Origin of the sequence: Paraburkholderia sp. BR14312 (assembly GCF_040948675.1) — a bacterium.
GTDB lineage: Bacteria > Pseudomonadota > Gammaproteobacteria > Burkholderiales > Burkholderiaceae > Paraburkholderia > Paraburkholderia nodosa_A.
The window spans coordinates 493,376-501,797 of record NZ_JBFPKI010000007.1 but is presented as its reverse complement, the minus strand read 5'-3'; the positions used below and the strand labels follow the sequence as shown (position 1 = coordinate 501,797).

General features: G+C 67.6%; 10 protein-coding genes and 1 riboswitch. Of the genes, 9 read left to right on the top strand and 1 reads right to left on the bottom strand.

Features of this window, described 5'->3' with window-relative positions:
* The first annotated feature begins 118 nt into the window (after positions 1 to 118).
* From hpnK to AB3X98_RS22475, 4 genes are all read left to right on the top strand, one after another.
* Positions 119 to 1,018 carry a hopanoid biosynthesis-associated protein HpnK gene (gene hpnK / locus AB3X98_RS22490; protein ID WP_368606967.1) on the top strand — a complete coding sequence of 300 codons (900 nt, stop codon included), beginning with the start codon at positions 119 to 121 and terminating at the stop codon, positions 1,016 to 1,018.
* Positions 1,015 to 2,103 (top strand): lysylphosphatidylglycerol synthase domain-containing protein, encoded by a 1,089-nt coding sequence (locus AB3X98_RS22485; protein ID WP_368606965.1) that lies wholly within the window; start codon positions 1,015 to 1,017, stop codon positions 2,101 to 2,103. The genes hpnK and AB3X98_RS22485 overlap by 4 nt, the downstream gene beginning before the upstream one ends.
* A gap of 78 nt (positions 2,104 to 2,181) precedes the next feature.
* On the top strand, positions 2,182 to 2,763 hold the full coding sequence (locus AB3X98_RS22480) for a hypothetical protein (RefSeq protein WP_028204757.1): 582 nt from the start codon (positions 2,182 to 2,184) through the stop codon (positions 2,761 to 2,763).
* A gap of 43 nt (positions 2,764 to 2,806) precedes the next feature.
* A complete protein-coding gene (locus tag AB3X98_RS22475) occupies positions 2,807 to 3,844 on the top strand; it encodes a patatin-like phospholipase family protein (RefSeq protein ID WP_069267920.1) in 1,038 nt (345 codons plus the stop codon).
* A 68-nt stretch (positions 3,845 to 3,912) separates the two neighbouring features.
* Here AB3X98_RS22475 and AB3X98_RS22470 read toward each other — a convergent pair whose 3' ends face one another.
* On the bottom strand, positions 3,913 to 4,542 hold the full coding sequence (locus AB3X98_RS22470; protein ID WP_368606964.1) for a histidine phosphatase family protein: 630 nt from the start codon (positions 4,540 to 4,542) through the stop codon (positions 3,913 to 3,915).
* A gap of 44 nt (positions 4,543 to 4,586) precedes the next feature.
* Positions 4,587 to 4,732: riboswitch (cobalamin riboswitch) on the top strand.
* 39 nt (positions 4,733 to 4,771) lie between these two features.
* On the opposite strand from AB3X98_RS22470, the gene AB3X98_RS22465 reads away from it, so the two are divergent.
* From AB3X98_RS22465 to AB3X98_RS22445, 5 genes are all read left to right on the top strand, one after another.
* Entirely contained in the window at positions 4,772 to 4,990 is a 219-nt protein-coding gene (locus tag AB3X98_RS22465) for a CbtB domain-containing protein (RefSeq protein WP_069267918.1), read from the top strand.
* Between the two features lie 13 nt (positions 4,991 to 5,003).
* Positions 5,004 to 5,756 carry a CbtA family protein gene (locus AB3X98_RS22460; RefSeq protein WP_368606963.1) on the top strand — a complete coding sequence of 251 codons (753 nt, stop codon included), beginning with the start codon at positions 5,004 to 5,006 and terminating at the stop codon, positions 5,754 to 5,756.
* 319 nt (positions 5,757 to 6,075) lie between these two features.
* The gene (locus tag AB3X98_RS22455) at positions 6,076 to 6,765 is read left to right on the top strand and encodes an ABC transporter permease (protein WP_028204762.1); all 690 of its coding nucleotides are present in this window, start codon (positions 6,076 to 6,078) and stop codon (positions 6,763 to 6,765) included.
* Between the two features lie 13 nt (positions 6,766 to 6,778).
* Positions 6,779 to 7,492, top strand: coding sequence for an ABC transporter permease (locus AB3X98_RS22450; RefSeq protein WP_069267915.1), 714 nt, complete (start codon positions 6,779 to 6,781; stop codon positions 7,490 to 7,492).
* A gap of 23 nt (positions 7,493 to 7,515) precedes the next feature.
* Entirely contained in the window at positions 7,516 to 8,304 is a 789-nt protein-coding gene (locus AB3X98_RS22445) for an ABC transporter ATP-binding protein (RefSeq protein ID WP_141710848.1), read from the top strand.
* Positions 8,305 to 8,422: the final 118 nt, after the last annotated feature.

The window sequence follows — 8,422 nt, the reverse complement described above, 5'->3', positions numbered from 1 at the left end:
TCCGGCCGTCGAAGATCTGGGAGATCGTGCGCGAGATGCTCACGAGCTGGGACATGATGAAGCGGCGTCTGCGCGAAGGCGTGGAGTTCTTCCGCTTCCTGCGCGCACACGAGGCATGATGGACCGCTCGTCTCACGATGCGCGCGCGCTCATCTTCACCGCCGACGACTTCGGCCTGCACGAGCGGGTCAATGCGGCGGTGGAGCGCGCGCATCGCGAGGGCGTGCTGGACTGCGCGAGCCTGATGGTGGCCGCGCCCGCCGCGGCGGACGCCGTGGCACGGGCGCGCCGCACGCCGGGTTTGCGCGTCGGGCTGCATCTGGTGCTGGCGGACGGTGCGGCCATGCTGCCGCGCGCGCAGATTCCCGCACTCGTCGACGCGCAAGGGCGTTTCGGCGACAACATGGTCCGCGACGGCGTGCGCTTCTTCTTCCTGCCGCACGTGCGCAGAGAGCTCGCGAAGGAGATCCGCGCGCAGTTCGAAGCGTTCGCGGCGACCGGGCTCGCGCTCGATCACGTGAACACGCACAAGCATTTTCATCTGCATCCCACGGTGCTCGCGTTGATTCTCGAGATCGGCCGCGACTATGGTTTGCGCGCGATGCGTTTGCCGCTCGAGGCGGGCGCGCCGTTCGCGCTCAAGCCCTGGCTCGCGCTCGTGCGCGCGCGGCTCGCGCGTGCGGGCGTCGCGCACAACGACTACGTGGTCGGCATCGCGAAGACGGGCGCAATGGACGAGGCCGCCGTGCTCGACGCGCTCGCGCATCTGCCGGCGCGGGGCGTGGGCGAGATCTACTGCCACCCGGCGCTCGCCGATGATGCGCACGAAGGGCCCATCACGCCGTCGATGCAGACGTATCGCCACGCCGACGAATTCGGCGCGCTCATCTCGCCTCGCGTGGCTGCAGCGCTCGCGCAAGCGGGCGTGCGCCGGGGCGGCTTCACCGACGTGTTTTTCGGCGCGGCTTCGGGCTCCGATCCCGCTGCGTCGCGCGGCCCCGAGGTGCAGGTGTCATGAAGTGGCTGCAATGGCTGGGCTTGCCGGTCGGGATCGCCATCCTGATCGGTCTCGTCGTCCATAACGGCGCGCACGATGTGCTGCGCGTGATCGGCACCGCAGGCCCCATGCTGCTCTGGCTCGTGCCGTTCCACGCGCTGCCGCTCCTGCTCGACGCGCATGCGTGGCGCCTCCTGCTCGACAAGCGCGCACCGCTGAGCTTCCTCTGGTGGACCGCGACCGTACGCGAGGCAGTGAACCGGCTGCTGCCCGTGGTCGGCGTGGGCGGCGAACTCGTCGGCATTCGTCTCGCGCGCTGGAAGGTGCGCAATGCGAGCGAGGTCACGGCTTCGGTGATCGTCGAGGTGTTCGTGACGATTGCCGTGCAATACGCGTTCTCGGCGCTCGGCGTCGTGCTGATCGTTGCGGCGACCGGCGCCGGCGGCTCGCTGCGCACCATCGCCACGATCGCACTGGCGCTCGTGCTCACGGCGCCGCTGCCCGTGCTCGCCGTGTTGCTGGTGCGTCGCGGCGGCGTTTTCCATGCGATCGAACGCTGGGCCGCGAAGCTGCTCGGCGCCGACAATCCGCTCATGCTCGGCATCGACGGCAAGCAGCTCGACGCCGATCTCGACGCGCTGATGTCGCGCACGGGCCTCATGTTTCGCGCTTTCTTCTGGCAGCTCGCCGGCTACATGCTCGGCGCGTTCGAGACGTGGTGGGCGCTCGCGCTGCTCGGCCATCCGGTGACGGTGGGCGATGCACTCGCCATCGAAGCCATCACCCAGGCCGTGCGTCATGCCGCCTTCATGGTGCCCGCCGGGCTCGGCGTGCAGGAAGTCGCCGTGGTGCTGCTCGCGCAGCTGTTTGGCGTGAGCCAGGACGTGGCGTTCTCGCTCGCGCTCGTCAAGCGCATGCGCGAAGTGGTGTTCGGCGTGCTCGCGCTGCTCTCGTGGCAGGCTGCGGAAATCGTTCGCACGCGTCGCACCATGCGCCACGGCGCGCAGGCCGCCGCGCAGACTGCTGACGCGCTGCCCGCCGCGGCGAGCGCGTCCGCACGCGCGCCGACCCCGAAGCGGGACTCGCAGCACGATCAGGTCCATTGACGGTACATTGTGGGCATGTCGATGCGCGCCGGATCGGCGCGCGTAGACGCAAGTCCATGTTGATGCGTTAGCAAGGACATGAAGCCCACGTTTTCACTCACGCGTTCGCTCGCGCTCGCGTGCGCCGCCACGGCGGCGTTCACGCTTTCCGGCTGCGACGATCGCCAGTTCGATGCCATGCTCGATACCATCCGGCAGGGATTCAAGGCGTTCTTCGATTCCGTGAAGCCCGACGCGCTGCTGCTCAAGGGCCTCACGCCAGGCGTTTCCACGCTCGAGCAGGTGCGCGAGCAAATGGGCAAGCCCGAGACCGAGCGCGTGTTCGACGACGGCTCGCGCCGCCTCGAATATCCGCGCGGCCCGCAGGGCCTCAAGACCTGGATGGTCGACATCGGTCCGAACGGGCGGCTCGTGGCCATTACTCAGGCGCTTACTGCGGAAAACTTCGCGAAGATCCGCGTCGGCATGAGTGAGGACGAGGTCCGGCGATTGCTCGGTAAACCCGGGCAAGTGGCCGGCTACCGCTTGAAGAAGGAGACGGTGTGGAGCTGGAAGTGGCTGGAAGGGGGCGTGACGCCCGAAGCGTATTTCAATGTGCATTTCGGACCGGACGGGCGGGTCACGACGACCTCGCGCTCGGACGTGATCCGCGGTCGCTGACTGCGTTGACTCAGTCGACCCAGGGCCACGCAAGGAGGCGCGCATGATGAACCGGCGACGGCCCAAGCGTGTCGGACTCGTGCTCGGCGGTGGCGCTGCGCGCGGCTGGGCGCATATCGGCGCGATTCGCGCGCTCGAGGAAGCGGGCATCAAGCCCGACGTGGTATGCGGTACGTCGATTGGCGCGCTCGTCGGCGCGGTGTACGCGAACGGCGATCTCGACTGGCTTGAAGACTGGGTAGGCAAGCTGACCTGGCAGACAGTGGTGCGCCTGCTCGACTTGCGTTTTTCGGGCGGGCTGCTCGGCGGGCGCAAAGTGATCGACCTGTTTGCGCACCAGTTCAACGGCCGCTCGATCGATGACCTGAGGCTGCCGTTCACGGCGGTTGCTACCGAACTCGACACCGGACGCGAAGTCTGGCTGCGCGAAGGCGGCGTGGTGGACGCCGTGCGCGCTTCGATCGCGATTCCCGGCATCTTCACGCCGATCTGGCATGACGGCGTGTGGCTCGTGGACGGCGGACTGAGCAACCCCGTGCCGGTATCCGCCGCGCGTGCGATGCGCGCCGACACCGTGATCGCCATCGACCTCAATCACGACATTCTCAACGGCCGCGACCTGGGCGGTGCGATCGACACGATGCCGCGCGAGCTGCCCGTGGAGGCGAGCGACGCGGCGACGGCGGCATCGGCCGCCGTGGCGGCCAGCGGCGGCGCCAATGGTGCCGAAAACAGCGAAGCGGGGCCCGAACCGCTCCTGCGCCGCAATGGCAAGCGCTTTCCGCGCTGGCTGCAGCCTGCAGGCCCCGGCGCGGCTGGCGGTCCGGACGTGCGCGTGGCGCCGCCGCCTAGCACGCGTGCGCCTTCCGTGTTGAGTTCGGTGGCCCAGAGCATCGACATCATGCAGGTGCGCATTACGCGCAGCCGCCTGGCAGGCGAGCCCGCCGACGTGCTGATCCAGCCGCGCCTGGGCGGCATGGGGATCTTCGACTTTCATCGCGCCGCGCCCGCCATCGAGGAAGGGCGCGCAGCCGTGCAGTACATGATGCCGGCCATCAAGGCACAGCTGGGGCTGGACTAGAGCGCTTCTAGCTACCGATCCAGAATGCCGGCGACGGCGAGGGCAGGGCGGTAGCGCCGTTCCGGTCCTCACTTCATCGCCGCGAGCCAAATCCAGCCGTGCTCTGTGCGGCGTAGGGCCGTCACGGAAAGCGGCGCGATTTCGATCGAGCGAAACCCCTCCGACGGCGCGCCCAGCGCGTGAAGAATCGCCGCCCGGATCACGCTCGCGTGCGTGAAGGCGACCACGTTGTGCCCCGAGTCGGGCACCGCATCGAGCCAGGCGCTGACGCGCGCGCGGACATCGTCGAACGATTCGCCGCCGCCTGGCGGCCGAAAGCCCGGATCGCGCGTCCAGGCCGCAAGGGCCTCGGGCGCTTCACGCGCGAGATCCGTCAGGCGCTGGCCTTGCCATGCACCGAAGGCGGCTTCGGCGAGCGCTTCAGCTGGCGTTGCCCCCGCGAAGCCTGCCGCGCGTGCGCTCGCGCGGGCGATCGCGGTGGGACTCGTGAGCGCGCGCGGCGCCTCGCCATTGCGATTACCACCGGCCAGCCCCGCGTGCCAGCGCTCGCGCCAGGCGGCAAGCGCCTCGAGTGCGCGCGCGTCGAGCGCTGCTTCGGCGTCTTCACCCGCAACAGGCACTTCAGGCGCTTGCGGGAACGTGCCCGAGCGCAGCGCAGCGTTCGCCGCATGGCTCACCAGCCAGACTGTCGTCGACATGCTTTTCCTTATGCTTCACTACTCTTTAGCTGACATCCGGGCCGCGGCCGGCCGCCGCAGCGCGTAGAATACAGGCTCCACGACACGCGGAAGCCGGTGCAAGTCCGGCGCGGTCGCGCCACTGTAACTGGTTGCCGTCGAAAACATCGAAGCAACGGAAGTCAGACCTGCGCGTCGTGAACCACTCTTTCAACGACTAGCGGGGCGCGTAACCCCAGGAGAAGTCAGCATGTCCGAAACCTCATTCCCCTTGCAGCACGCCCCGGCCGCGCCGGCGCCCATTGCGCTGCGAGACATCCTGCCCTGGGCGATCTTCGGCGGCCTCATGCTGCTGCTGGCCCTGTACTTCGTGGGCGCCGAGCAGGGCGCCACGTCGATCTTCCCGGGCATGTACGTCCACGAGTTCGTTCACGACGGCCGCCATCTGCTCGGCTTCCCCTGCCACTGACCGGGAGCTGACCATGGTTGGCAAGTTGCTGGTGCGCGGCATGCTCGCAGGCATCGCCGCGGGACTTCTCACGTTCGGCTTCGCGAAGATCGCGGGCGAGCCCCAGGTCGATCAGGCGATCTCCTTCGAGGAGAAAGCCGACGCCGCGAAGGGCGAAGCGCCCGAGCCCGAAATCGTCAGCCGCAAGACCCAGGCGAGCGTCGGTCTCTTCACGGGCGTCATGGTCTATGGCGCGTCGATCGGCGGACTCTTTGCGCTCGTCTTCGCGTATGCCAATGGTCGCGTGGGGCGTCTTTCGCCGCGCGCGCTCTCGGCCTGGCTCGCGCTCGCGGCGTTCGTCGCGATCTACCTGGTGCCGAACATCAAGTATCCGGCGAATCCGCCCTCGGTCGGCGACCCGGAGACGATCGGCTATCGCACCGGGCTCTTCTTCCTGATGATCGCGATCTCGATCGCCGTGTCGGTGTTCTCGCTCAAGGTGCGCGCCGCTTTCGTGCCGCGTCTGGGCGTCTGGAACGCGTCGATCGTGGCGCTCGTGCTGTTCGTCGTCGTGATCGGCGCGGTCCAGCTCGCGCTGCCGACGATCAACGAGGTGCCCGCCGCGTTCCCGGCCGTGCTGCTGTGGAAGTTCCGCACGGTGTCGATCGGTATGCAGCTCATTCTCTGGACCACGATCGGCCTGCTGTTTGGCGCGCTCGCCGAAAAGCTGCCTGGCGCGAATGCCCGTGCGGGCAGCGCACACGGCACGCAAACGCGCGCCACTTAAGCTCCGCTGGGGTCGCCGGGGCGCACGCCGCGCGCCTATCGAAAAAGCGACCCCAAACTTGCGTAAATGCCCCGCGCGCCTCGCGTGCCGGGGCATTTTTTTTCGCCTTTCAAAAGCATCGCGCCCGCGGCTGTGCGGGCCTGATCCGCACGCGCCGACGCGTCGCGCGGCAATGCTGCACTGCAATATCCGCGCCGCACGAGTTTGAGCAATCCATTTTGCACTGAGACGATCCGCGCCAGTTCATCGGTTTCAGCGGCGCCCACGTGCCGCGCGAGGCCGCCCGAAACGACAAAACAACTTTGTTCCGGAGACGCGCGTGATCCTTTACGGCTTTGGCCCGGTGCTGCTCGCCGGCACGATCCAGACCATCGAACTTTCGCTCCTCTCGCTCGGCGTGGCCGTGCTGCTCGGTCTGGCTGGCGCGGCGGCCAAGCTCTCGTTCAACCGGCCGCTCGCCGCCGTGGCGACCGCCTACACGACGCTGATCCGCTCGGTGCCCGACCTCGTGCTGATGCTGCTGCTCTTCTACAGCATCCAGATCGGCGTGAACGAGGCCACCGACGCGCTCGGCATGGCGCAGATCGATATCGATCCGTTCGTGGCCGGCGTCGTCACGCTCGGCTTCATTTACGGCGCGTACTTCACCGAAACGTTCCGCGGCGCGTTTCTCGCGGTGCCGCGCGGCCAGCTCGAAGCGGGGCACGCCTACGGCATGAGCGGCGCGCGCGTGTTCGCCCGCATCCTCTTCCCGCAGATGATGCGTTTCGCGCTGCCCGGCATCGGCAACAACTGGCAGGTGCTCGTGAAGGCAACGGCGCTCGTGTCGATCATCGGTCTCGCCGATGTCGTGAAGGCCGCCCAGGACGCGGGCCGCAGCACCTTCAACCTGTTCTTCTTCCTCGTGATCGCGGCGCTCATCTACCTCGCGATCACCACGCTCTCGAACTTCGCGCTCGTCTGGCTCGAACGCCGCTATTCGGTGGGCGTGCGTCACGCGCAACTGTGAGGACAAGGCCGTCATGAACGAAATCATCCAGCAATTCGGCCGCGCGTTCCTCTACTGGGACGGCGAGCATGTCTCGGGCCTCGCGATGACGCTGTGGCTGCTCGTGATCTCCGTCGCCTTCGGGTTCGTGTGCGCGGTGCCGCTCGCCGTGGCGCGCGTCTCGAGCCGCCGCTGGCTCTCGCTGCCGGTGCGCTTCTACACCTACGTGTTTCGCGGCACGCCGCTCTACGTGCAGTTGCTGCTCATCTACACGGGCGTGTACAGTCTCGCATTCATCCGTTCGGAGCCGCTGCTCGACGCGTTCTTTCGCAGCGGCCTGAACTGCGCCGTGCTCGCGTTCGCGCTCAACACCTGTGCGTACACGACGGAGATCTTCGCGGGTGCGATTCGCGCGACCACCCACGGCGAAGTGGAAGCGGCTCGCGCCTACGGCATGAGCCCGTTCACGATGTACTGGCGCGTGATCCTGCCTTCGGCGCTGCGCCGCGCACTGCCGCTGTACAGTAACGAAGTGATCCTGATGCTGCACGCGACCACGGTGGCCTTCACCGCGACGGTGCCCGACATCCTCAAGGTCGCGCGCGACGCCAACTCGGCCACCTACCGCTCGTTCGAGTCGTTCGGCCTCGCGGCGCTGATCTACTGTGCGGTATCGTTCGTGCTGGTGGCCGCGTTCCGCCGCGCCGAAAAACGCTGGCTCGGCCATCTCGCCGTGCGCACCCGCTGATTCACCGGAAACTGGAGACCATCTTGGCTCAGACGCAATCCTCAGATAGCAAGCTCGTCGCGCGCGACATCCACAAGCGCTACGGCGACAACGAGGTGCTCAAGGGCGTCTCGCTCGACGCGAAGAAGGGCGACGTGATCAGCATCATCGGCGCGAGCGGCTCGGGCAAGAGCACCTTCCTGCGCTGCATCAATTTCCTCGAGAAGCCGAACGCGGGCGAGATCGTCGTGGACGGCGAGGCCGTGCGCACGAAGGCGGGCCGCAACGGCGACCTCGACGTGGCCGATCACAAGCAGTTGCAGCGCATCCGCACCAAGCTCGCGATGGTGTTCCAGCACTTCAACCTCTGGTCGCACATGAACGTGCTCGAGAACGTGATGGAAGCGCCTATCCACGTGCTGGGCGTGCCGCGCAAGGAAGCCGAGGACCGCGCGCGGCAGTATCTGGAGAAAGTGGGCCTCGCGCCCCGCGTGGAGAAGCAATATCCGTCGCATCTTTCGGGCGGCCAGCAGCAGCGCGTGGCGATTGCGCGCGCGCTCGCGATGCATCCCGACGTGATGCTGTTCGACGAACCGACTTCGGCGCTCGACCCCGAACTCGTGGGCGAAGTGCTCAAGGTGATGCAAAAGCTCGCCGAAGAGGGCCGCACGATGATCGTCGTCACCCACGAAATGGGCTTTGCGCGCAACGTCTCGAATCATGTGATGTTCCTGCACCAGGGGCGCACGGAGGAGGAGGGCGCCCCCGCCGATGTGCTCGGCGCGCCGAAGAGCGATCGCTTGCGTCAGTTCCTCTCCGGCAGTCTCAAGTAAGCGGCGCGTTCAGTCTCGCGCCGCGTCTTGCCGATGGTCCGTTCCGCCGCTCTTCCTTCCGCTTCAGTTCCGGCCGCCGCGCCCGGGGGCCAGGCGCCGCTCGCGCGCGCCGGCCGCA

Bases quoted from the DNA above. Each gene is read 5' to 3' on its own strand.
- AB3X98_RS22460 (WP_368606963.1), top strand. From the start codon at position 5,004: ATGGTTGGCAAGTTGCTGGTGCGCGGCATGCTCGCAGGCATCGCCGCG.
- hpnK (WP_368606967.1), top strand. From the start codon at position 119: ATGGACCGCTCGTCTCACGATGCGCGCGCGCTCATCTTCACCGCCGAC.
- AB3X98_RS22450 (WP_069267915.1), top strand. From the start codon at position 6,779: ATGAACGAAATCATCCAGCAATTCGGCCGCGCGTTCCTCTACTGGGAC.
- AB3X98_RS22470 (WP_368606964.1), bottom strand. From the start codon at position 4,542: ATGTCGACGACAGTCTGGCTGGTGAGCCATGCGGCGAACGCTGCGCTG.
- AB3X98_RS22480 (WP_028204757.1), top strand. From the start codon at position 2,182: ATGAAGCCCACGTTTTCACTCACGCGTTCGCTCGCGCTCGCGTGCGCC.
- AB3X98_RS22485 (WP_368606965.1), top strand. From the start codon at position 1,015: ATGAAGTGGCTGCAATGGCTGGGCTTGCCGGTCGGGATCGCCATCCTG.
- AB3X98_RS22475 (WP_069267920.1), top strand. From the start codon at position 2,807: ATGATGAACCGGCGACGGCCCAAGCGTGTCGGACTCGTGCTCGGCGGT.
- AB3X98_RS22465 (WP_069267918.1), top strand. From the start codon at position 4,772: ATGTCCGAAACCTCATTCCCCTTGCAGCACGCCCCGGCCGCGCCGGCG.